17 protein-coding genes and 1 tRNA gene are annotated in these 24,287 nt (G+C 66.8%); 12 read left to right on the forward strand and 6 right to left on the reverse strand.

Annotated features, from left to right (window positions below; translation table 11 throughout):
- Position 1 precedes the first annotated feature (1 nt).
- Positions 2-2,233: a 1,4-alpha-glucan branching enzyme gene (locus EO170_RS11610; RefSeq protein WP_126945031.1), complete on the reverse strand. Its 2,232-nt coding sequence runs from the start codon at positions 2,231-2,233 to the stop codon at positions 2-4.
- Complete coding sequence (glgA, locus tag EO170_RS11615) at positions 2,230-3,813, reverse strand: glycogen synthase GlgA (protein WP_164739275.1); 1,584 nt, start codon at positions 3,811-3,813, stop codon at positions 2,230-2,232. The genes EO170_RS11610 and glgA overlap by 4 nt, the downstream gene beginning before the upstream one ends.
- A gap of 484 nt (positions 3,814-4,297) precedes the next feature.
- On the opposite strand from glgA, the gene EO170_RS11620 reads away from it, so the two are divergent.
- The gene (locus EO170_RS11620) at positions 4,298-5,926 is read left to right on the forward strand and encodes a GGDEF domain-containing protein (protein ID WP_126945034.1); all 1,629 of its coding nucleotides are present in this window, start codon (positions 4,298-4,300) and stop codon (positions 5,924-5,926) included.
- A gap of 247 nt (positions 5,927-6,173) precedes the next feature.
- Here the strand turns inward: EO170_RS11620 and EO170_RS11625 are convergent, their stop codons facing one another.
- Positions 6,174-7,115: a DUF808 domain-containing protein gene (locus EO170_RS11625; protein ID WP_126944670.1), complete on the reverse strand. Its 942-nt coding sequence runs from the start codon at positions 7,113-7,115 to the stop codon at positions 6,174-6,176.
- Between the two features lie 241 nt (positions 7,116-7,356).
- Here EO170_RS11625 and EO170_RS11630 point away from each other — a divergent pair, with 241 nt between their 5' ends.
- Positions 7,357-9,081 (forward strand): AarF/UbiB family protein, encoded by a 1,725-nt coding sequence (locus tag EO170_RS11630; RefSeq protein ID WP_104585679.1) that lies wholly within the window; start codon positions 7,357-7,359, stop codon positions 9,079-9,081.
- Positions 9,082-9,449: 368 nt separating this feature from the next.
- Entirely contained in the window at positions 9,450-11,558 is a 2,109-nt protein-coding gene (locus EO170_RS11640; protein WP_126945042.1) for a phosphoglycerol transferase I, read from the forward strand.
- Positions 11,559-12,071: 513 nt separating this feature from the next.
- Here EO170_RS11640 and EO170_RS11650 read toward each other — a convergent pair.
- Entirely contained in the window at positions 12,072-14,495 is a 2,424-nt protein-coding gene (locus EO170_RS11650) for a DUF3772 domain-containing protein (RefSeq protein WP_164741035.1), read from the reverse strand.
- Positions 14,496-14,847: 352 nt separating this feature from the next.
- On the opposite strand from EO170_RS11650, the gene EO170_RS11655 reads away from it, so the two are divergent.
- From EO170_RS11655 to EO170_RS11680, 5 genes are all read left to right on the forward strand, one after another.
- Complete coding sequence (locus tag EO170_RS11655; RefSeq protein WP_104585671.1) at positions 14,848-15,189, forward strand: HPF/RaiA family ribosome-associated protein; 342 nt, start codon at positions 14,848-14,850, stop codon at positions 15,187-15,189.
- 372 nt (positions 15,190-15,561) lie between these two features.
- Positions 15,562-16,308 carry a glucose 1-dehydrogenase gene (locus tag EO170_RS11660; RefSeq protein WP_126945048.1) on the forward strand — a complete coding sequence of 249 codons (747 nt, stop codon included), beginning with the start codon at positions 15,562-15,564 and terminating at the stop codon, positions 16,306-16,308.
- A gap of 367 nt (positions 16,309-16,675) precedes the next feature.
- Positions 16,676-17,038 carry a hypothetical protein gene (locus EO170_RS11670; protein WP_126945054.1) on the forward strand — a complete coding sequence of 121 codons (363 nt, stop codon included), beginning with the start codon at positions 16,676-16,678 and terminating at the stop codon, positions 17,036-17,038.
- 307 nt (positions 17,039-17,345) lie between these two features.
- Positions 17,346-17,618: a hypothetical protein gene (locus EO170_RS11675; RefSeq protein WP_126945059.1), complete on the forward strand. Its 273-nt coding sequence runs from the start codon at positions 17,346-17,348 to the stop codon at positions 17,616-17,618.
- 321 nt (positions 17,619-17,939) lie between these two features.
- The gene (locus EO170_RS11680) at positions 17,940-18,374 is read left to right on the forward strand and encodes a MarR family transcriptional regulator (protein WP_197944248.1); all 435 of its coding nucleotides are present in this window, start codon (positions 17,940-17,942) and stop codon (positions 18,372-18,374) included.
- Between the two features lie 419 nt (positions 18,375-18,793).
- On the opposite strand, the gene EO170_RS11685 is transcribed toward EO170_RS11680, so the two are convergent.
- Positions 18,794-18,870, reverse strand: a tRNA-Arg gene (locus tag EO170_RS11685).
- 229 nt (positions 18,871-19,099) lie between these two features.
- Between EO170_RS11685 and ubiA the strand changes: the two genes are divergently transcribed.
- Positions 19,100-20,005: a 4-hydroxybenzoate octaprenyltransferase gene (ubiA, locus tag EO170_RS11690; RefSeq protein WP_104649108.1), complete on the forward strand. Its 906-nt coding sequence runs from the start codon at positions 19,100-19,102 to the stop codon at positions 20,003-20,005.
- A gap of 111 nt (positions 20,006-20,116) precedes the next feature.
- Here ubiA and EO170_RS11695 read toward each other — a convergent pair whose 3' ends face one another.
- Positions 20,117-20,842, reverse strand: coding sequence for a ComF family protein (locus EO170_RS11695; protein WP_181901072.1), 726 nt, complete (start codon positions 20,840-20,842; stop codon positions 20,117-20,119).
- A 49-nt stretch (positions 20,843-20,891) separates the two neighbouring features.
- Here EO170_RS11695 and bioB point away from each other — a divergent pair, with 49 nt between their 5' ends.
- The 3 genes from bioB to bioH all read left to right on the forward strand — a co-directional run bounded on the left by bioB (position 20,892) and on the right by bioH (position 24,264).
- Positions 20,892-21,926, forward strand: coding sequence for a biotin synthase BioB (gene bioB, locus EO170_RS11700; protein WP_126945062.1), 1,035 nt, complete (start codon positions 20,892-20,894; stop codon positions 21,924-21,926).
- Positions 21,927-22,023: 97 nt separating this feature from the next.
- On the forward strand, positions 22,024-23,229 hold the full coding sequence (gene bioF / locus EO170_RS11705; protein ID WP_126945065.1) for an 8-amino-7-oxononanoate synthase: 1,206 nt from the start codon (positions 22,024-22,026) through the stop codon (positions 23,227-23,229).
- 273 nt (positions 23,230-23,502) lie between these two features.
- Positions 23,503-24,264, forward strand: a complete 762-nt coding sequence (bioH, locus tag EO170_RS11710) for a pimeloyl-ACP methyl ester esterase BioH (protein ID WP_104585657.1) — start codon at positions 23,503-23,505, stop codon at positions 24,262-24,264.
- Positions 24,265-24,287 lie beyond the last annotated feature (23 nt).

Consider the following 24,287-nt stretch of genomic DNA (forward strand, 5'->3'; position numbering starts at 1 on the left):
GCTATTTCTCCGCTTGCAGATAGATCGTGGCCAGCGGCGGTAGGGTCAGGCGCAGGCGTTGTGCGTGCCCGTGCATGCCCATCGGCTCGGTCGCCAGGCGACCGCTGTTGCCGAGGTTGCTGCCACCGTAATGGGCACTGTCGGTGTTGAGGATTTCGCGCCAGCCGCCGGCACGCGGCACGCCGACGCAATAGTCGTGGTGCGGTCGCGGAGTGAGGTTGCTCACCGCCAGCAAGGGTGCGCCGCCCTCGGGATCGTGGCGGATGAACGCCAGCACGCTGTTGCGCGCGTCGTCGGCCACGCTCCAGTCGAAGCCGTCGGCACGATGCGTGCCGCGATACAGTGCCGGCACCCGTCGCAATGCGGCATTGAGATCGCCGACCAGTTGCTGCACGCCGCGATGCGCGGCCCCGTCGAGCAGATGCCAGTCCAGCGACTGATCGTGATTCCAGTCGTTCCACTGGCCGAATTCGGCGCCCATGAACAGCAGTTTGTCGCCCGGATGCGCCCACATCAGCGCCAGATACGCGCGCAGGTTGGCAAAGCGCCGCCAGTCGTCGCCAGGCATCTGACCGAGCAGGCCACCGGTGCCGTGCACCACTTCGTCGTGCGAGATCGGCAGCACGAAACGCTCGGAGAACGCGTACACCAGACCGAAGGTGAGCTGGCTATGGTGCTGCGCGCGCTCGGCCGGATCGCGCTGCATATAGTGCAGCGTGTCGTGCATCCAGCCCATGTTCCATTTGTGGGTGAAGCCCAGGCCACCCTCGCTGATCGGCGCGGTCACGCCTGGCCAGGCGGTGGACTCTTCGGCGATGGTCAGTACACCGGGGAAGCGCGCGGCAATCTCGCTGTTGAGCTGGCGCAGGAAGGCAACGGCTTCCAGATTCTCGCGGCCGCCATGCGCGTTGGGCACCCACTCGCCTTCGGCACGGCCATAGTCGCGATACAGCATCGAGGCCACTGCGTCCACGCGCAGGCCGTCCAGATGGTAGTGGTCGATCCACTCCAGCGCGCTGCCCAGCAGGTAGGCGGTCACTTCGGGCCGGCCGTAGTTGTAGATCAGCGTATTCCAGTCGCGATGCATGCCCTCGCGCGGGTCGGCATGCTCGTACACCGCCGCGCCGTCGAACTGCGCCAGGCCGTGGGCGTCATCGGGAAAGTGCGCGCTGACCCAGTCCAGGATCACGCCGATGCCGGCGCGATGACAGGCGTCGACGAACTGGGCAAAGCCGTCCGGGCTGCCGTGGCGCGCCGTCGGCGCATACAGCCCCAGCGGTTGGTAGCCCCAGGAGCCGCCGAATGGATGTTCGGTGATCGGCAGCAACTCGATATGGGTGAAGCCGAGCTGCTGCACATAGGGAATCAGCTGTGCGGCCAGCCCCGGCCAGTCCAGCGGCTGGTTGTGCCCATCGCGTCGCCAGGACGCGGCGTGCACTTCATAGATGGACAGCGGCGCCGGCGCGGCACGGGCATCGCGCGCGGCCATCCAGGCCGCGTCGGTCCAGCCGAACGCTGCCGCGCCCGGCACCACCGAGGCGGTGGCCGGCGGCAATTCGCTCTGGCGCGCCACCGGGTCGGCCTTGAGCAAGACGCGGCCATCGGCAGCGGTGATGGCGTACTTGTAACGCGTGCCGGCTTCCACGCGCGGCAGGAACAGCTCCCAGAACCCACCGATGCGCTGGCGCATCGGATGCCGGCGTACGTCCCAGCCGTTGAAATCGCCCACCACCGCCACGCGCTGCGCATGCGGCGCCCACACCGCAAAGCGCACCCCCGGCACATCGTCGCAGCGCAGGTGCCGGGCACCCAGGGCGCAACGCAAGGCCTGGCCGTCGCCGGCAGCGATCTGCAGCAGGATGGATTCGTCCAGCGTGGCAGCAAAGGCGTAAGGGTCTTCGATCTCCTGCACCACGTCCGGCCACACGATGCGCAGCCGATACGGTCCTTCGACCGCCAGCACGCCCTCGAACACGCCATCGACCGGGCCGGCCTGCATGCGCGCCAGCAACTTGCCGCGCGGATCGATCAGGCCCATGGCCTCGGCACCGGGCGCCAACACGCGCACCAGACGGCGGCCGTCGGCCTGGACATGCGGGCCCAGGACCGCGAATGCATCGGCAGGCAGGCCAGCGGCCAGCGCCTGCACGCTCTGCGCTGAATCCGAGATCCCGTCCATGGTCACCGCCGTCGTTTCCGTCTCCTGCCCCTGCACGCCCAGCCGTTCGCTCATGACACCGTCGCAAGCGCGGGAGCGGTTGCGGCGGTGCGTTCGTACAGCGAGAGGTACTTCTTGCCCGCCACATCCCAGCCACTGGGACGCAACATCGCCGCGCGGCGCATCGCCGACAGCAGGCTGGGCAGGCGGAAGGTACGGAATGCGCGCTCCAGGCAACGGCGCAAGGCCTCGGCGCTGGCGTGCTGGAACAGGAAACCGGTGACGCCGTCATCCACCGTGTCGATCAGGCCGCCGGTGGCGTGCGCGATCGGCAGGCAGCCAAAGCGCTGCGCGTACATCTGGCTCAGGCCGCACGGCTCGAAGCGCGACGGCATCAGCAGGAAGTCGGCACCGGCAAACATGCGCCGCGCCAGGCCTTCCTCGAACCCGATGAAGGCACCCACCTGGCCGGGATAGCGCCGGGTCAGCTCGGCGACCTGCTGCTCGATCTCCGGCTCGCCGCCGCCGATCACCGCGATCTGGCCGCCAGCGGCCACGATCTGCGGGGCGACTTCGCAAATCAGGTCCAGGCCCTTCTGGTGCACCAGCCGCGATACCACCGCAAACAGCGGGCCGGTGCTCTCGCGCAGCCCGAAGGCCTTGCGCACCTGCGCGGCGTTGGCCTGCCGGCCCTGCCACTGATTCACGCTGAAATGCGTGTCCAGATATTCGTCGGTGCGCGGGTCCCAGCTGGCGTCGATGCCGTTGACGATGCCGGTCAGCGCGCCCTTGGCGGCGCGACCGGCCAGCAGGCGGTCCAGGCCACAGCCCTGCGCCGGGCCGGTGATCTGCTGGGCATAGCTGACGCTGACCGTGTTGACGTGGTCGGCATGCACGATGCCGCCACGCAGGAACGACATCTGCCCGTAGAACTCCAGCTCGGCCACGCGCTCGGCGGGGATGCCCAGCGCAGCGGCCATCGAATACGGCACCAGGCCCTGGTAGGCCAGGTTATGGATGGTCAACAGGCACGGCGTGGTGCCGCCGGACCAGCGCACATAGGCGGCAGCCAGCGCGCACGGCCAGTCGTTGAGGTGCAGCAGGCGCGGCTTCCAGCCCAGCCCGGCGTGGCCGGCGGCGATCTGCGCGGCGGCATGCGACAAGGTGGCAAAGCGGATCGCGTTGTCTTCGAACTCCGACCCGCTGGTGCTCACATAAGGCGACCCGTCGCGCTCGAACAATTCCTTGGACAGCAGGATGTAGATCGGCAGGCCGTCCGATTGCACGATGCGGCCGATGTCGCAGGCCGGCAGTGCCGCATGCGCCAATACCCGGCCGACGATCTCCACCTTGCCCGCGCGCGCCAGCACTGCGCGGTAGCCGGGGATCAGTACCCGCACGTCGTAGCGATGGCGCAGCGCGCGCGGCAGCGCCGCCGCCACATCGCCCAGGCCGCCAGCCTTGATAAAGTCCGCCATCTCCGACACCACGAACAAGGCGCCGCGGGTATCGGCCGGCGACACCGGCAGACGTTCGTGATGGCGAATGAAGCGCCCGCGTGCATCACGCGGCCGCCCGCTCTTCTTCAGAGTGGGGAGCAACGTACTGCGTTCAAAGCGTGCGGTAGTGGCGTGAAGCGGCATCATGGCAACCATCTAAACGTCCGTCGTAAAGTGGGTGGAGACGGAAAACAGCGAAGCGACAACCATCATCTGCCGATTCAGCCAGACGACCTGCTACGAATGAGGAGCGGGGCCAACGCGCGTACTCCACGTCGTCCTTGAGATGAATCTACACCCCGGGCAAATAAAATATGCGTGAATACGTGCTGACTTTTCTGCGACACCGACATTCCCTTGCGCATGGTCGCGTGTACGTCCCGGCATAAGCGGCGCGTCGCCGTGTGATGACATCCCCGCCGTGGTGCGTGGTTGTTGAAACGCACCGGAAGCAGGCGCTGGCCGCGGCGCCTGCCAGTCCCGCCTGACTTGTTCAGCCACAGGTCGGCATCGCCTTTCGACCATCGCCGGCCATCGTGCGCGCAGGCTGGAACTGCGCAGACCTGTCCGGACCGCTTAAGCAAGACGCTTGCACGCCGATAACCAGCGGTAGCATCACGACTTTCCGAGACCCCGGCGCATGGCAGACCAGCCTGAACTTCCAAGCCGCCCACGTGGTGGGCTGCGCCGCCTGTTGCCCTGGGGTGGCGCGGACAGCGCACGCCCGGCCGCCGCCCTGCCCAGCGTGGTCGGCGGCGGGCACGGCGGGCACGGCCTGGCCGCGCATCAGCTGGTGCCGGCCAAGAACAAGTCCGGCGCGCACGACCCGGCTGCCGCCACCGCCCTGCTGATGCGCCTGTTCTCGCATGCCGCGCACCCGGAGGCCTTGCTGCTGGCCTTCGCCGAGGGCATCACCAGCCTGCATGGCGAACTCGGCGATATGGGCGTGCGCCTGAGCGCGGCCTATGCGGCCGGCGACTGGCCCGGCTACGGCCGCGCCTTGCGGCAATTGATCGACAAGTACATCCGCACCATCGATACCGGCGACTCGCTGGCCGAAGGGCGCACCGAAGCCGAGCAGCTGCGCGACCTGCTGCGTCACGCACTGGGCAATGCCTTGGCCACGCTGCTGCAACGCAGCCCGGAGCTGGCCGAAGAAGCACAGACCCTGGCATCGGCGCTGCGCCATTGGCGCCCCGGCCATGAACTGATCACCCTGGACCAACGCTTGCGCGAACTGAGTCATCAGATCGGCCTGCGTGCCGAAGATGCCAGCGAACAGCAGAACCTGTTGCTGGGCCTGTTCGACCTGTTGCTGGAGAACGTGGGCGAACTGCTCGACGATCGCAGCTGGCTGCAGGGGCAGATCTCGGTGGTGCGGCAGCTGATCTCCGGGCCGCTGGATGTCGGCTCGATCGAGCAGGCACGCGGCACCCTGCGCGAGGTCATCTACAAGCAGGGCCTGCTCAAGCAAGGCATTGCCGACTCCAAGACCGCCATGCGCGAGATGATGGTGTCCTTCGTCGACCGGCTCGATGGCATGGCCACCAGCACCGGCGAGTACCACGATCGCGTTGCCGGCTATTCGCAGGCGATCGGCGACGCTCGCAGCATTCCCGACCTCAATCGCCTGCTGCAGGACGTGTTGCAGGACACCGCCGGCGTGCAGGCGCTGGCGCTGGCCGCGCGCGACGAGCTGCTCGCCGCACGTCGCCAGGTCGAGGACGCCGAGCAGCGCATCGCCCTGCTGGAACAGGAACTCAAGGACGTGGCTGGCCTGGTGCGCGAAGACCAGCTGACCGGGGCGCTGAATCGCCGCGGCTTCGAAGAGCTGTTCCAGCGCGAAGCCGCCCGTACCCAGCGCGGCGGCCAACCCTTGTGCGTGGCGATGCTGGATCTGGACGACTTTCGCCGCCTCAACGAGACCCACGGCCATGCCGGCGGCGACGCCGCGCTGCGCCATACGGTGGACGTGGCCAAGTCGGTGCTGCGCACCACCGATGCCATCGCCCGCTTCGGCGGCGAGGAGTTCGTGTTGCTGTTGCCGGATTCCACCATCTTCGAAGCCAGTGCGGCGGTGATCCGCCTGCAGCGCGCGCTGGCGCAACGGTCGCTGTTGCACGACGACGTGCGACTGTTCGTCAGCTTCAGCGGCGGCGTGGCGCTGCGCCATCTCGACGAAACCCAGGACGATGTCATCCGCCGTGCCGACCGCGCCATGTACGAGGCCAAGTCGGCCGGCAAGAATCGCGTGGTCAGCGCCGACTGAGCGCAACCGTCGGCGGAACGCAGGGGGCATCTGCCCTGCCTGGAGCGGTGAAGGCCGCCGCCCGGTGCGCTCCTCGGCACAGGGTGGCGTGGCCGTGCAGGGCGGCGCCGTTGGCGCGGCGGCCCGAGCATAGCCGTGTCGACAGCGATTTCCGCCGGCTATGGCGTGCCGGCTGATCCAGCACGCGGGGCGATCACGTCGCGCCGGTGCGGGTACCAGCCCCACGCCCGGCCCGTCGCAGCGCGGATCAATGCGCCGCCGGCTTGCCGCGCAGCTTCTGGAACAGTATCACCGCGCCCAGCACGACCGCACCGGCAACCACGCCCACCAGCATGTTGCCCAACGCATCGACCAGCCAGCCCATGCCACCGGCCGACTTGGTCAGGTCCTGCACGGTGTGGTGCAGCGCCGGGATGTTGTGCACCAGGATGCCGCCGCCGACCAGGAACATCGCCAGCGTGCCGGCCACCGACAGGAACTTCATCAGCCACGGAGCGGCCACCAGGATGCCGCGCCCCAGCGCAGCCAGGGCAGCGCCCTTGTTGGTCAGGTACAAGCCCAGGTCGTCCAGCTTGACGATGGCCGCGACCAGGCCGTACACGCCGATGGTCATCGCCAGCGCGATCGCCACCAGCACTGCAACCTGCTGGCCGAACGACACTCCCGCCACCACGCCCAGCGACAGCACGATGATCTCCGCCGACAGGATGAAGTCGGTGCGGATCGCGCCCTTGACCTTGTCCTTTTCCAGCGCCACCACGTCCACTCTCTCGTCGGCCAGCGCGCGGGTGCGTTCGGCATGCCGCTGCGCTTCGTCTTCCTCGTTGTGCAGGAACTTGTGGGCCAGCTTCTCCACGCCCTCGAAGCACAGGTAGGCACCGCCGATCATCATCAGCGGCATCACCAGCGGCACGTTGTAACCGCGCCCGCGCAACCAGGCCTCCAGGGCGCTGATCGCCAGCGCCGCCGGCACCAGGATCACCTTGTTCATCAGCGACCCCTTGGCCACTGCCCACACCACCGGCAGCTCGCGGTCGGCAGTGACGCCGGTGACCTGCTGCGCATTGAGCGCCAGGTCGTCGCCAAGCACGCCGGCGGTCTTCTTGGCCGCGACCTTGGTCAGGATGGAAACGTCGTCCAGCAATGTGGCGATGTCGTCGAGCAGGGTGAACAGGCTGGCACCGGCCATGCGGGGGGTCCTTCGTGAGTGGCGGTGGATTCTCGCCGATCCTGCGCCGGTATGGGGTGATGGCAGGCCGTTGCCGGCTGTTGGCGACCGTTGCCGCGCGATGCCGCCGCCCGCCAGCCGGACGATCCGGCCGTGCCCGCCGGCCCTGGGCCGCGCACGGCAGCGCCTTGGCCACGTGGCTGGATTCACCGCCTGACGACCCGCCGCTGGCCACACTCGCCCCCTTGCACGACCGCCGGAGATGGCCTTGAGTCCGAACGACCCGTACCGCACACCGGCCCAGGCCGCGATCCCCGCCGACACCGGCGTGGTGGGCGGCATGAGCCGTCGCACGCAGATCCTGCGCCTGTTGCTGCGGTATCGCGGGTCGGGCGTATTCGCCGGCATGAATCTGGATCCGGCCGCGATCAACGAGTACGAAGTGCCCGCCGAAGGCACGCCCGACCAGTTCGTCTCCGACCTGGAGGCGCTCGGCCCCACCTTCGTCAAGCTTGGCCAGATGCTGTCCACGCGGCCGGACATCGTGCCGCCTGAGTTCGCCACGGCGCTGGAGCGCATGCAGGAGAACACCAGCTCGGTGCCGGTGGAGCGCATCCGCCAGATCATCGAGGAAGAACTCGGCGTGTCGGTCAACAAGGCGTTCTCGTTCTTCGACCCGGTGCCGCTGGGCTGCGCCTCGCTGGCGCAGGTGCACCGCGCCGCCCTGCGCGACGGCACCCCGGTGGCGATCAAGGTGCAAAAACCCGAAGTCGCCGCCCAGGTCCGTTCGGACCTGGACGTGCTCAAGAGCTTTGCCACCGCCGCCGACCGCCTGACCGGCATCGGTCGGCGCGTGCGCTTTGCCGACTGGCTGGGCGAGTTCGGCAAGACCCTGCGCGCTGAGCTCAATTACGAAGACGAGGCCGAGACGCTGGCGCGCTTCGGCAAGCATCTGAAGCCATTTCCGCTGTTGTGGATTCCGCAACCGGTATGGGACCTGAGCAGCCGCAAGGTGCTGACCATGCAGCTGGCCGAAGGCGTGCGGGTGGACAAGATCTCCGGCCTGCGCCGCACCGAGCAGCCAATGGATAACCTGGCCGCAGAGCTGGTCAAGGGCTACCTGGACCAGATGTTCGTGCATGGCGAGATCCATGCCGACCCGCATCCGGGCAACCTGCGCGTGCTGCAGGACGGGCGCCTGGCGATCTTCGACCTGGGCATGGTCGCGCATGTGCCGCCGCGCCTGCGCGAGCGCTTGCTCAAGCTGCTGTTCGCCGCCGTCGACGGGCGTGGCGAAGAAGTCGCCGAAGAGACCATTGCGCTCAGCACGCGCCTGGAGGACTACGACGAGGACCGCTACCAGCGCGAAACCGGGCAGATGATCGCCCGATATGCCGCCCACGACACCACCTCCGAAGGCCGCGTGGTGCTGGATCTGGTACGCATCGCCACCTCCAACGGCTTGCGCACGCCACCGGAGCTGAGCCTGCTCGGCAAGACCTTGTTGAACCTGGAAGGCGTGTGCCGCGCGCTGTCGCCGCACCTGGACACGCGCCGCATCGTCGAACGTCATCTGCAGCATGTGATGCGCGCGCGGCTGAAAAAGTCCCTGTCCGCCGCCAATCTGGCCAGCGAGGCGATGGAACTGCAGCACCTGGTGCGCGAAGGACCGCGCCGCATGTCCGAGATCCTGTCGCTGGCGGCGGAAAACCGGCTGCAGATGCGCGTCACCGGGCTGGAAGAATCGCATCTGATGGAAAGCCTGCAGAAGATCGCCAACCGCGTGGCGGCCGGCATCGTGACCGCGGCATTGATCATGGCCTCGGCGCAGATGATGCGCATCGAAACCGGCTTGAAACTGTGGGGCTACCCGGCCATTGCGATGGTGCTGTTCCTGCTCGGCGTGGTGCTGGGCCTGGGCATCGTGCTCAGCGCCCTGTTGTTCGACCGCCGTGTGCGTGCGCGCGAAGAACGCGGGCATCGATAGCACTCCAACAGACCCCACCTCCGCGTAGGAGCGCACCCGGGCGCGACATCGCTTGCCAAGACAGCCGCGTCAAACCGTCAAAGCAGATCGGGTGGTGCGGGGTGATAGCCACGTCGCCCATCTGCGAGAAGCGCGCCAAATGCGCAATGCAGATAGCGCCGATTTCTGGCGAACGCCACCGCGACCAGGGGAGCGTCAACGCGTGCGATCCGCCACGCTGCGGCGATGGCTTAACGCGAACAAACATTTCAGTCAGCTTCGGCGCGGCATAGTCCGTCATCCGGGTGTCACATTGGGTGTGGCGCACAGGACATGGCGAGCAAGGCGTCCGGTACGCGCTCGCATCATTCCCCCACGGACGCTGCCGCATGCATTGGATGTTGTTGTTTTCGCTGTTGCTCCTGCTTTGGCTCTTGGTCGCCTCGCCGCGTCTGGCGTGGTTGAAGGCCGGTCTGTTGTCGTTGCTGCTGCTGTTGCTCAGTGCCTGGGGCTTGGTGGATCGGCTCAGCGGCGATGGCATCAACGCCGCCACGCTGTATCACCTGCGCGCGGACATGGACGGTGCCGGCGTCAGCGATTTTTCCGCCTATATCGCCGTGTTTATCGGCATGGTGCTGCTGTCGCTCAGCCCGCTGGTGTTGCTGAAGGTGCGGCGTTTCCGTCGCCCGCGCGGAGGCAACGCGGTGTTTGGCGCCTTCGTGATGATGTTGCTGGTCAGCATCGCGGTCAGCCCCTTGTACCGCGACGGCAAGCGCCTGTACTACCAGTTGCGCCCCGTGGATTACGCCACCGTGGTGCCGGAATACCTGGTGCCGCAGCAGCCCTTGCAGAAGCGCAAGAACATCGTGTGGATCTACGGTGAGAGCCTGGAACGCACCTACTTCGATGAAAAGGTGTTTCCCGGCCTGATGCCGAACCTGCGCGCGCTGGCCAGCGAGGCAGTGGACGTACGCAACCTCACCTCCACCGAAGGCAGCGGCTGGACCATCGCCGGCATGGTCGCCTCGATGTGCGGCGTGCCGCTGACCACCGCGCCCGGCGATGAAAACAGCATGGGCCGCATGGGCCTGTTCCTGCCCGAAGCACGCTGCCTGGGCGACTATCTCAAGGATCAGGGCTACCGCAATCACTATGTCGGCGGCGCCGATGCCAGCTTTGCCGGCAAGGGCAGCTTTCTGTCCAGCCATGGTTTCGATGTGGTGCACGACGTCAGCTACTTCCGCGACAAGGGCGTGGCTCCCGAGCACTTTTCCGCCTGGGGCGTGCACGACGATGTGCTGCTGGACGATGCCTGGGACAGCTTCCAGACGCTGTCGCGCGCCGGCCAGCCGTTCATGCTCACCACGCTGACCATGGACACCCACCACCCCGCCGGCCATCTGCCGCTGGCCTGCAAGGGCCAGCACTACGACAGCGCACTGGGCGACATCGGGCTGCTGCATGCGATCAAGTGCAGCGACCGGCTGATCGGCGAGCTGGTCACGCGCATTCGCAACAGCCGCTACGGCAAGAACACCATCATCGTGATCGCCTCCGATCACCTGGCGATGCCCAACGATCTCAGCGACGTGCTCGCCAAGCAGAAGCGCGAGAACCTGCTCCTGTTCCTCGGCAAGGACATCGCTCCGCAACAAGTGGTCACGCGCGCCGGCAGCACGCTGGATTCGGGTGCAACGCTGTTGCAGCTGCTGGAACCGGGCATGCGCACGCTGGGCTTTGGTCGCTCGCTGCTGGCCAGCGACGCGCCTCCCAGCGCCAGCGTGGCGGCCAGTCGCGACAGCGGCAAGGACTACCCGCGCTATCTCGCCTACGCGCGCACGCTGTGGACCGGGCGCAGCACACGCATGCTGCGCATCAACGGCAATGGCGATGTGGTGGTGGGCGTGCAACAGGTGCGCCCGCCGGTGCTGCTGGAATACGACGACGACACCAATCTCAAAACCGTCTATCTGGAAAACACCTCGCGCCAGTTCGATCGCACCCACACCGAGGGCACGCTGGCGTATGTGGATCGCTGCACGGCGTTCGAGGACGGTTCGGCCGATGGCGATTGGTGCGCATTGGTGGTCGACCGCCACCAGAGCATGAAGCTGTATCGCGATCCGGACCTGACCCGCGGCATCGCCGTGGACGCGCCGCTGGAGGCCAGCCAGCAAGGCCCGCGCCCCCGCGTGCGCCAACCGATCATGCTCACCCAGACTGCCCGCAAGACCGAGGCCGGTCGTTACATGCTGGAGCTGTACGCCAAGCGCCGGCCGACGCGGGCCTTCTGGGTGGAAGCCGTCTCGTCAGAGCGCAAGGTGGTGCTGGCCCAGCAGTGGGTGGTGCCCGATGCGGCCGGTCGCATCCGCATGCCGGTGGGCCTGGAGCATGCGGTGGACGATCTGGAGATCCGTGCCTGGCTGGACTACACCGAAGATGTCAGCGTGGACGATCTGGCCCTGGTGAAACAGAGCCAGGTCGCGGATCGCTCCTGAGCCTGGCCATCGTCTCGGTCTCGGTCGAGGTCGAGGTATGTGGATGAGGTAAAGGCAAAGGCAAGGCCGAAGCCGAAGCATGCGATGTGCGGCCTGGCTGCAGGGCCCTTGCCCGCCCACCATCGCGGGACACGCCGCAAGTACGTCCATGTAGGCTCTGGCGCGGCATCCATGCCGCTCAAGGTCCCGCGACGGTGAGCGGGCAAGGACCAGTCGAGACGGTCGGTGCACATGGAAGAACAGTGCTGGATGCCTTGCTCGATCGTGACGTCTCTGCCCCACGTCTAATGCACACCGCACGACAGGCAGCTTTTCAAATGAGCGCCGACCAACTCTCTGGTGCGGTGTCCTTGCTGGTTGCGGGACCGTGTGGCGGCATGGATGCCGCCACCGAGCCCCCAGGGACGGGTTCACGGCGTGTCCCGCAAGCGGTGAGGGCGCCGCGTCCTCGACCCTGCGAATTTTAGCTGCACCACCAGCGCAGGACACGCCGCGTATCGTGCACGGGCCGGCTCAGTCTTCAGATGCCGGGGTGCCATCGCCCGGATCGCGCGCCACCGCAGCACCTGCACGGCTGAAGCGGATTTCCTGCGGCGACTGCAGCGCAATCCCCGCCGTTTCCATCCGCTGCAGCAGCGCGAAGAACAGCTCGCTGCGCACCCCATACGAATCGCGCGGGCTGCGCACGTAGGCGAACGAATTGAAGTTGACGTGCCCGCCGGCCAGCGAATCGATGAACACCGAGGGTGCCGGGTCGGCCAGCACCTTGGTGTGCTCGGCGAACAGGTCCAGCAGCATGTTGCGCACCTTTGCCACGTCGGTTTCCAGCGGCACCGAGAACTGCAGCTGCACCCGGCCCATCGGGTTGGACAGCGTCATGTTGCGCACGCTCTTGGTGATCAATTCCGAGTTGGGCACGATCAGGGTGGAGCGGTCGCCGACCTGGATCTCGGTCGCACGCACGCTGATCTTGCGCACATCGCCCTCCTGATCGCCGATGCGCACCCAATCGCCGATCTTCACCGGCCGCTCGGCCAGCAGGATCAGACCCGACACGAAGTTCTGCGTGATCGCCTGCAGACCGAAACCGATGCCCACCGACAATGCACTCAACACCAGTGCAAGCCGCTTCAGATCCAGGCCCAATGCGGTCAGGCCCCACACCACCACGATCAGCCAGCCCAGATAACGCGCCACGGTGCTGATGGAATTACGCGCACCGTCATCGAGCTCGGTCTTGGGCAGATAGGTGTTGAGCAACCACTGCTGCACCACGTGCACCAGCCCCATGCCGAGCAGGAACACGCACAGCGCCCTGAACACGTCGCCCGGGGTGATCACCAGCTCCTTGCCGATGGTGATGCCGTGGGCGATGTTCTCCGCCCAGTCGGTGACCACGCTGATATTGGCGCCATACGGCGTCAGCAGCACCGCGATGCCCAGCAGCACCAGCAACACCCGTGTCGCGGCAGAGATCAGCAGCCCGAGCTGCACCAGGCGTCCGCTGCCGATGCTAAGCGCATGCGACAACGCCCGGCTGAAACGGCCGTCCGGCTTGAACAGCCAGGTCATCAGATCGTCGGTAAAGACCACCAGCAGGCCGAGCAGACTGCACACCAGGGTGATCCAGATGATCTGCCGCTCCACGAACAAGGCCAGATTGAGATAGCCGAACAGGGCTGCGATCAACGCGAAGATCACCGCCAGGTGACCCAGCAGGCGGATCAGCACGATGAAGCCGCCACCGCGCGTGACCACCGGCGGCGGCGCATCGCTGTCCGGATCGGCCACGCCGGCATTTGCCGCGTGCGCGCGCAAGGACAGGGTCAGCCCGGCCAGGGCCGACAGGATCAACCCCGCATACAACAGCGCCGCCACCGCATCGGTGGCGGCGGTCAACGCCGGACTGCTGCCGGCCACCTCGTTGATCTTGATCGCCATGCCGCTGAACCAGATCACTGCTGCGGTGGCCAGGCAATGCACGCGCAGGCGGTCGACGGTGGCATCGTCCAGCGGGAACAGGCGCCAGCTGGGCTGGTGTTTCATCAACAGGCTGGCACTGAGCGAACCGACGAAGGCAGCCACCACGCTGATGGCGACAAACCCGGTCAGCAGCTGGTCCAGGTCATCGGGCAGCTCGCCGAGCGCGCGGATACCTTCGACCAGCACCAATGCCGCAATCCCCAGGCTCAACGTGCCGACCAGCAGGAACCACAGGGCCAGCCCCGAGCGCCGCAGGCGTCCGCCGGGCGCACGCGAGGCCGCATAGCGACGCCCCAGGTGGCGCAGGAAGATGCGCAGCGGCAGTGCCAGCAACAACGCGACCACGGCAGCGGTGATCAGTCCACCCATGCCATTGGCCGCCACACCTGCCTGCACCAGCTGCACCGTCTTGTCGGACAAGGCCTGCAGGCGGGCACGATCGTCCGGCCACTGCTGCCCGATCTGATGCCATAACGTCGGCGACAACGGCGAGGCCACCCGTGTGGAGAGCTGCACGCTGAAGCGTTGCACGCGCTCGCGTTCGAGCCGGTCGGCCAGGTCCTTGGCGTTGGAGGCCAGCAGCGTGGCCCGGATGAACTCGGCATTGAGCTGATCGCGCTCCTTGGTCAGCGCCCTGCGCTGTTTGACCAGGTCGGCCGGTTCGTTTTGCGCCGCGACACCAAGCCCCTCCAAGCGCCCGTTGAGCTCCTTGAGCGGTTGCTCCAGCGTGCGCACCAGATCCTGCGCCTGCCGCTGCGCGCCTGCGACGTCCTCGGTCAGCTTGCCCAGCTGCTCGGTATCGGCCTTCTCCATGCCCGCGTCGGCCTGGGTCAGCACCTTCTGCATGCTGTCGAGCTGCGTCTGCGCGGTCTCCAGCAGGGTGTCGTCGTCCTGCGCGATGGCGGCACCCACGCACACCATCCACAACGCGACCAGCAACAGCACACGCTGCAACACGCCGCGACGGGCACCCAGGGCAACTCGGAATTCGGACACAGGCAGACATCGGACAGGCGCACATCAGCGCGGTGCCGGCATCTTAATCCACTGCCCGCAGCCGGGCAGTTCGCCGCTGCCGTGAGGGTTCAGCCTGGCAGAGCTCGCCAGGCGTGACGGGTGCTGCGCGATCGGAGGCGCGTTGGCGATCGCGGTTACGGCGCCGGCCGCCGCAGCGGGTGCACCGCCGGGCCATCCCAACCTGTGCATGAACGCGGTGCAGCTTGTCACCTTGCGGCAACGGTGCGCTGTCGCAGAATCGAGTCACCGCTACGGCAGACGCAGCGGATGACCGCGAAGGAGACACTCTATGCAGATTCAGATCCAGACCGACAAGCACGTGCCGCATGACCCCTCTGTCGTGCAGCATGTCGAGAAGACCTGCTCCGCCCAGCTGGCGCATTTCGCCAGCGACATCACCCGCGTCGACGTGCATTTGCGCGATGAAAACGGCCAACGCGGCGGCGCAGCGGATCGAACCTGCAGCATCGAGGCGCACGTCGCCGGCCTGCCACCGATCGCGGCCACCAATAGTGCCGAAACCACCGCCTCGGCCGTCACCGGCGCCGCGCGCAAGCTGCGCACCGCCATCGAACACGCACGTGGCAAGCAGCACGCCAAGGCCACCACACCGCCGCCGGACGTGCTCTGATCCGAGCCTGCGCAGGGCGGCGCTCCTCGCCCCCTGCCAAGCGGCGCATCGCTGGCATCACAGTGCAACGCCGCGTCGATACTCAGGCCGGCCTGCAACCCTGATCAGAAACGCCATCGGCCCGCTGCAGTGTCACTGCAGCGGGCCGATGGCGTTTTGCTTTTGCGTTGGAGCTGCTCGACGCGCTGAGCCTGGACATGGCCGTGTTGCGACGTGGCTGTCAAACGTGCCGCGGCCCATGCAGCGCGCAACGCTCGAGGGCCCCCTGATCGTCCTCTTCGCCTCGACAGTAATTAATTGACCCGTCATCTATATTTCCACACACTAGTTCGACTGGCGGCCGCGAGGCCACTCAATCGCAGGAGAAGAATGATGGGCAGACTGCAAGGCAAAGTCGCAATCGTCACCGGTGCCGCACAGGGCATGGGCGCGTCGCATGTGCGCAATTTCGTTGAAGAGGGTGCGCACGTTGTTTTCACTGACATCAATGCCGAGGGAGGGCGTGCACTGGCCTCCGAGCTGGGCAAGCATGTTCGCTTCGTCCAGCAGGACGTCACGAGCTGGGACGCATGGCAGAACGTGGTGGCCGAAGCGGAAGCGGCATTCGGCAACGTCACGATTCTGGTCAACAATGCAGGGATCCTGGGCCCCATTGCCAAGACTGCGGACATCTCCGAAGAAGATTTCCTCAAGGTCTGTGCGATCAACCAGAATTCCGTTTACCTTGGCATGAAGGCAGTCATCCCCTCCATGCTGAAGGCGAAGGTGGGATCGATCGTCAATATTTCCTCGATCGCCGGAATGGCAGCCAATTACGGATTCCCGAGCCTGGCCTATGTCGGCAGCAAATTCGCCGTACGCGGAATGAGCAAGGCGACGGCAATCGAATATGGCGCAGACAACATCCGTGTGAACTCGGTCCACCCGGGCTTCATTCAGACCCCGATGATGGTGGAAGGGACGGACGAAAACGGCGGTGATGCCGTTGCCCAGATCCCACTGGGGCGCATCGCCAAGGCCAGCGAAGTCAGCAACCTGGTTCTGTTCCTGGCGTCCGACGAATCGTCCTACATCACCGGACACGAGCATGTCGTCGATGGTGGACTGCTCGCCCAGTAAGCTTGCCCGTGTCAGGACGCGTGGGGACTCGCTGCCACGCCTGGTTCAACCGGCATCGTTCCCGGGCCCTGGCCTGCGGGATGACGTTGCCAAGCAACGCGTGAGCAGCGAAGTGCACCGGCACATCAGGGGCGGCGACGTGGTGGCAGTGATGGAACGCTTGCGCCACCACCGTGACTGCCGCGCCGCCTCCGGTACGGTGTGGCAGCCGTAGGAATTTTGCTGGGCGGCGTCCAGCAATCGCGCGTCGAGACGCAAAATTTCAGAGCAATCCACCGTCAATTTGGCGTTGGACTATACTCATGCGGTACGGTCCGGACCGGTTCACAGGCCGTTGGTTCGCATTCGATGACAGGTGAAAAATCGCATGAAGAAAACGCTGATGTTCATGACATTTGCCACCTGCATCGGTGTCTTCGCAGGAATGAGTTCCGTCAACGTCGCACGTGCACAGCAGCGGGCCAGCCATGCCCCTGATCCGCTGCACGCCAAGGTGTTGGCACGTTATGAGGCGATTGACGTTAGCCTGGCCGAGGCGCGCAAGGCAGGCAAGCTGTCCAGTGCCCAGGCTGCGGAGATCGAGAAGAAGCTCAGCTGGGTCCGCACCGATTCCGCAACGAGAGCGAAGCAGCAGGGATTCGTCAGCGCGGGTGAGAGCGCCAGCTACAACAGGACCCTGGACGAGGCCGAGCAGGCAATCCGCCGTGGCACGAGTGGCAGCAAGGATTAGGTCCGCGGCGTCCTCAGCATCCGGGCGCCAGGGCAGTCAGTCGCCCGCAAGCGACGAAAGTATAGACGCGTGGACTGATCAGGTGGGTGTGGGCCGGTACGCGGAATCGGCACGCGTCAGTCGTGCACGCCGGTTTCCGTGTACCGTCCGCATCCACCCTGACGAGCGCTTGTTACCTCTTGTCAGTCGCTCATGGCGATAGGACTCGCACGCACATTTCATACCGACCTGCTTACAGTCTGCTTCCGTAACGGGGCCGCACTGGCCTTCCATCTATCCCGACGTCAGCGTCCGAATTGGAGTGGTCATGAAGCTAGGTCTCTTGTCAGCGCTTGCGCTTTCACTTACTGCGTGCACGGGCGCCCCCGTCGCCAAGGAACACAAGATCGACGATGGCGCCCTGCCCAGCGCAGAGGTCAAGGCATTCGAGCGTGCCCAGGCGCGTTATCACTACAAAGACGCGCGTTTTGAATGGGATGCCAGCAACTGCGCGGTGTATGAAGGGACTGCCCCGGACGGCAAGCGTCAACAGCAGCCGTTGACCAAGGAAGACGGCTCCCGTTTTTGTAGCGCCCCCTGACAGCCGAATGCTTCCCGCCTCTCCGAGCGCCGCCGGTGACGCATCCAGCTCCACGGTCCTGCGCCTGCGCTTGTCCATCCTGCTCTTCACGACGGTCGCAGCACGCACGCACGACGAATCGATTGAACGGCGAGACGCGGATGGGATTTAATTGATGCATCGACAACGGACCAGCGCTTCAATGCCTCGGCGCAGATCAAGCTAAGGTATCGGGGAAACAGGCGAAACCCGGACGCGTCGTCCCGGCCGCATCAGCAATGGGACTTACGGGATATGTCATTTCACGAAGGCGAAGATTGGCGAACGACGCTGACCTGGACCGTGCTGCCTGCCGGGCGCGCCTGGCAACGCGCAGCAGGAATCGCCCTGGCGCAACTGGGCGTTTCCCTGTCCATCGCGGCGGTTCTTCTTGTGATCGCCCGGCTGGGCGATGGTATCCGGCAGAAAGACGTGGCCGAGGAATCGGCGCTGGATCCGGCCGCCATTGCGCGATCGGTCACCCAACTCGAACGGGACGGTTTGCTGAAGCGGCGCAGGGACCTGTCCGATGGCCGCGCCAAGACCCTGCACCTGACCGAACGGGGTCGTGCGGTGTCGCTCAAACTGGGCGAGGCGCTGGACGGCCTGCGAAACGAACTGATCGCCGGCATGGACGACACCGAAGGGCGCATTGCGGTGCGCGTACTCCGTAACCTGGAGAGCCAATGCCTGGCATTCTCCGCTGGAGACCTTCATGCCGGAACGTCCGAGGCCTGACCGACCGCATGACGTGCGGGTAAGGAGCGGTCTTTTGCGGGAGGCGGCCAGGTGCTTGCCAAGGAAGCGTCCCGAGGCAGCAGCTGATCAAGCGCTGCAGCGGTGCCTTACCGATGCGCCCGATGCACCGCTGCCCGAAGGTGTCGACCAGCGGTGATACGACTGGAGAAAGCGCCCCCGGCTCTCGTGAGCCCGCCAACCCGCGTTTGCTCGGTCGAATCCACCAGCTGCACCCGGACCGCCCGGGTACGCACTTAGCGCGAATGCACGACTATCTGATCCTTCGCCATGAAGATGGACATTGTTCTTGCATTGAAATCATTTCAATGGGCCTTCCCGGATTTCGGCGGACCAGCAACAATAAACCCCCGATTTCTCGAGGGTTTATTGGCATCCCGGGACAAGCCTGGAACGTGAATTGGTGCGCCCGGAGGGATTCGAACCCCCGACCAATGGCTTCGGAAGCCACTACTCTATCCGGCTGAGCTACGAGCGCCTGGTCGGGCATTATGCCAGAACCGCCGCCGTGCGCGTGACCCCGCAGCGCAGGCCTGCCGAACGACCGGGCACCACCGCGTTGCCGACCTGGGCTCGCCCGGATGCCGCGCCCACTCCTGCCCGGCCTGGCGCGGCGTCGGGCAGCCGCCTGGGAGCCCGGACGATGCACTGCGCGATCACCGGCCAGCGCATGACCGCGGCCAGGCCGCACTGCTACCCTTTGCAGCATGAGCAAGCATGGTGTTGAACAGCTGCCGACAGCGCCCGCGCTGACCTGGCCGCAGCGACTGGGGCAGTACTGGAAGCTGGTCCGCGGCGATCGTCCGATCGGCAGCCTGTTGTTGCTGTGGCCCACCTGGTGGGCATTGTGGCTGGCTGCCGATGGCCTGCCGCCGCTGTGGACGCTGTTCGTGTTCACCGCCGGGGTCTGGTTGACCCGCTCGGCAGGCTGCGTGATCAACGACTACGCCGACCGCTGGCTGGACCCGCATGTAGAGCGCACCAAGTCGCGTCCGCTGGCCACCGGTGCGGTGTCCGGGCGCGAGGCGCTGTGGGTGTTCGTGGTGCTGATGCTGGTGGCGTTCGCGCTGGTGCTCACGCTCAACTGGCTGACCGTGGCGCTGAGCGTGCCGGGCGTGTTCCTGGCCGCCAGCTACCCCTATCTCAAACGCCATACCCACCTGCCCCAGGTCTATCTGGGCATGGCCTTCGGCTGGGGCATCCCGATGGCGTTTGCCGCGGTGCAGGGCAGCGTGCCATGGCTGGCCTGGCTGCTGTACGCGGCCAACATCCTGTGGGCGACGGCCTATGACACCTGGTACGCCATGGTCGACCGCGAGGATGACATCCGCATGGGCAGCAAGTCCACCGCCATCCTGTTCGGCAGGTTCGACCTGCTCGCGCAGGGCCTGCTGTATGCGTCGATGTTTGCGGCACTGGCACTGGTCGGCCTGCGTGCCGGTCTCGGCATCGCGTACCTGGCAGGGCTGGGCGTGGCCGCGCTGCTGGTGGCCTACGAATTCCGGCTTGCCCGCCACCGCGAACGCGGCCCCTGCTTCCGTGCCTTCCTGCACAACAACTGGGTGGGCCTGGCGATCTTCGTCGGCATCGCCGCCGCCCTGGCAATGCGCTGACCCGCAGACGGGCAAACCACCTCGGCTTAAGCCCCTCTCCCAGCGGAGAGGGTCGGGGTGAGGGTACGGGCGAAGCCCATGGTGCAGCTCACAACCCGCGGCCCACCAGCCTCACGGCACCCGCGCACACACCCACGCATCCACCCGCTGCACGCCGGCCCGACGCAAGGCCTGCGCCGCCGCATGCAGCGTCGCACCGGTGGTCATCACGTCATCCACCAATGCCACATGCGCCGGCAACGCGCCACGCGCGACGAAGGCGCCGCGCAGGTTGCGCTGGCGCTCGGCCGCATCCAGCTCCGACTGCGGCGCGGTCGCGCGGACCCGGCGCAGCAAGGGCAGGCAGGGCAACCGCAGCGCGCGCCCGAGCGGTCTGGCCAGCTCCAGCGCCTGGTCGTAACCGCGCTGGCGCAGGCGCTGCCGATGCAGACTCACCGGCACCAGTGCCTGCGGACGCGGCAGGCCCGCACACGCCTTGACCATCAACTCGCTGAGCAGACGCCCGGCGGCCAGATCCTGGCGAAACTTGAAACGCCGCAGCAGGCCATCCACCGGCCAGCGATAGGTGAAGCACGCATGCACGTGCTGCAGCGGCGGCCGATGCTGCAGGCATTGCCCGCACAGCAGCGCTTCATCGGAGGCGGACAATGGCGTTGCGCAGCACAGGCAGGCGCGCCCGTGATCGGGCAAGGCCGCGCGGCACCACGGGCAGAGATCGCCATCGGCAGTGCCGGCCTCGGCGCATACCAGGCACACGTTCGGCAGCAGCAGCCGCAACACCCGTCGCGGCCAGCTGTAAACCGAATGCACCTCATCGAAGTTGACAGCCTCTCGCATGCTCACCAGACTGCCTGGCTTCCAAGCCGCTGACTGTCAGGAAACCCCGATGTCTGTTGTCGTACGCCATGACTGGGATCGCAACGAGCTGCAGGCGCTGTTCGATCTGCCGTTTCCGGAGCTGCTGCACCGCGCCGCCAGCGTGCATCGCGAACACTTCGATCCGGCGGAAGTGCAGGTTTCCACGCTGCTGTCAGTCAAGACCGGCGGCTGCCCGGAAGACTGCGCGTACTGTCCGCAGGCGCAGCGCTACGACACCGGCGTGACCGCGCAGAAGCTGATGGAGACCGAAGAGGTCGTCGCCAAGGCGCGCCAGGCCAAGGCCGCCGGCGCCTCGCGCTTCTGCATGGGCGCGGCCTGGCGCTCGCCCAAGGAGCGCGACATCCCCAAGGTCGCGGCGATGATCCGCGAGGTCAAGGCGATGGGGCTGGAGACCTGCGCCACGCTCGGCATGCTCGACGCCGGCCAGGCGCGCGCGCTCAAGGATGCGGGGCTGGATTACTACAATCACAATCTGGACACCGCGCCGGATTACTACGACTCGATCATCCACACCCGCCAGTATCAGGACCGCCTGAACACGCTGGAGCATGTGCGCGACGTCGGCCTGAAGACCTGCTGCGGCGGCATCGTCGGCATGGGCGAAACCCGCGAGCACCGCATCGGCCTGCTGCTGGCGCTGGCCACGCTGCCGGCGCATCCGGACTCGGTGCCGATCAACCAGCTGGTGCAGGTTGCCGGCACGCCGTTGCACGGCACCCAGCAGCTGGATCCGTTCGAATTCGTGCGCATGATCGCCGTGGCCCGCATCACGATGCCGCATTCGATGGTGCGCCTGTCCGCCGGCCGCGAAACAATGAGCGACGAGCTGCAGGCGCTGTGCTTCCTGGCCGGTGCCAACTCGATCTTCTACGGCGAAAAACTGCTGACCACCGGCAACCCGGACACCGAGCGCGACCAGGCCCTGTTCCAGCGCCTGGGCCTGCGCCCGATGCAGATCACCGTCGACGCCGCCGACCATGACCACCCGGGCACCGTGCATGCGGAGATCACCCGCAGCACGGCCTGCGAGCACGCTGCCTGACCGCGAAGCGAGCACCCGGCACCGATCGTCGGTGCCGGCTGGGCGCGCCGGGCGCGGCAGGCTACGCTAGCGCACCTTTCTGCCGCTGAACGCCCCCATGGCTCGCCCCGATCTGCACGAACGGATTTCGTCGCTGCGCACCTTGCGTGTGGCCCAGGAACGGGTGCGGGTACGGCGGCTGGTGGGCCGGCGCGATGGCGTGCGGCTGGAGATCGATGGCCGCTGGCTGACCGGCTTCTGCTCCAACGATTATCTGGGCCTGTCGCAACAGTTCGAAGTGGTCGCTGCGTTGCAGGACGCCGCCGCGCGCGATGGCGCCGGCGCCACCGCCTCGCACCTGATCTGCGGCCACCACACCGCGCACGAAACGCTGGAGCGCGAGATCGCGCAGTGGCTGGGTTATCCGTCGGCCCTGCTGTTCGGCAGCGGCTTTGTCGCCAATCTGGCGGTGCAGCAGGCCCTGCTCAGCGAGGACGACGATGTCTGCGTGCAGGACCGGCTCAACCACGCCAGCCTGCTCGATGCCACGCGCCTGGCCGGCTGCCGGCTGCGCCGCTATCCGCACCTGGATGTGGAAGGCGCGATGCGTCAGCTCAAGGGAGCGCCCGAGGGCGCGGCGATGCTGGCCAGCGATGGCGTCTTCAGCATGGATGGCGATGTGGCCCCGCTGCGCGCGTTGAGCCTGGTGGCGCGCATGCAGCAGGCGCTGTTCTATGTCGACGACGCACATGGCGTGGGCGTGCTCGGGCCGCAGGGGCGCGGCTGCGTGGCCGAAGCCGGACTGGGCGTGGCCGAGGTGCCGCTGCAGCTGGTGACCCTGGGCAAGGCGCTCGGCGGCTATGGCGCGGTCGTTGTCGGCGATGAAGCGTTGGTGCGCCATCTGGCCGAAACCGCGCGCCCCTACATCTACACCACCGCGTTGCCGCCAGCGCAGGTCGCTGCAACCCTGGCGGCGGTGCGCCTGGCGCGTCGCGACGATTGGCGGCGTGCCAAGCTGGTCGAGTCGATCGGCAGCTTCCGCGATGGCGCACGCCGGCACGGCTTCGAACTGATGGCCTCGGATACGCCGATCCAGCCCTTGCTGTGCGGCGAAGAAGCCACAGTGATGGCGATGTCCGCCGCGCTGGAACAGGCCGGCTTTCTGGTCGGCGCGATTCGCCCGCCCACCGTGCCCGAAGGCAAGGCGCGTCTGCGTGTGACCCTGTCCGCGCTGCATACGCCGCAGCAGGTGCAGGCCTTGATCGAGGCCATCGTGCAGGCGCGCGATGTGGTCAGTCGGCAGCCACTGCGCGCGTCGGCCTGAGGGCGACGATCAAGACGATTGCCCAGCAGCCGGGCAGCGCCGCCGGTGCTCGGGGTGGCACGGATCGCTCGACTGAAACCGCAGCGCTGCGCGCGCAATCCACACCCAGCTGACACCTGATGGAGCACTGGCGTTGCCGCTGCCGCGATCAGGGTCATGTGCGCACGCAACGGAACTGCTTCGAATCCCGGGGTCAACGCGCCACGTACAAGCGCCATGCGCCGACTCGGCACGGATCTGCGCACCGATTGTCCAATCGGCGACAATCCCCGCATGCATATCGATGTCATCGGCCACGGGCCTGCGCTGGTTCTTCTGCATGGTTGGGCGTTGCACGGCGGCGTGTTCGCGCCGCTGGTGGAACGCCTGGCCGCGCACCATCAACTGCATCTGGTGGACCTGCCCGGGCACGGTTTCAGCCGCGAGGACAGCACGCCGCTGGCGCTGCCGGACGTGGTCGCCGGCATCGCCGCGGCCACCCCGCCGGCGGTGTGGGTCGGCTGGTCGCTGGGCGGGCTGTTCGCACTGCATGCCGCAGCCACCCAGCCGAAGGTGCGCGGGCTGGCGATGATCGCGGCCACGCCGCGTTTCGTGCGTGGCCCCGAGTGGCCCGACGCGGTCGAGCGCGAGGTATTCGTGCAATTCGGCCAGGACCTGGCGCGCGATTATCGCGGCACGCTGGAGCGCTTTCTGGCGCTGGACACACTGGGCTCGGCGCATGCCCGCGCCGAGTTGCGCAGCCTGCGCGAGACGCTGGTGGCGCGCGGCGAACCGGCGGCCGCAGCGTTGCAGCAAGGTCTTGGCCTGCTGGAGCGCACCGACCTGCGCCGCGCGCTGCCGCAGCTGACACGCCCCAGCCTGTGGATTGCCGGCCAGCGCGACCGGCTGGTGCCGGCGGCCGGCATGCAGGCCGCCGCGGCGCTGGCTCCGCACGCCCAGGCATTGACCATTGCCGGTGGCGGCCACGCACCGTTTCTTGGCCACGCCGACCAGGTCGCCGAGGCGCTGCAACGCTTCGTTGCGTCCGTGCCGTGAACCGATCGTCGATCATGCGCCAT

The sequence above is a fragment of the Xanthomonas sp. BRIP62409 genome, from assembly GCF_003992965.1.
In the GTDB taxonomy this organism is placed as follows: Bacteria; Pseudomonadota; Gammaproteobacteria; order Xanthomonadales; family Xanthomonadaceae; genus Xanthomonas; species Xanthomonas euroxanthea.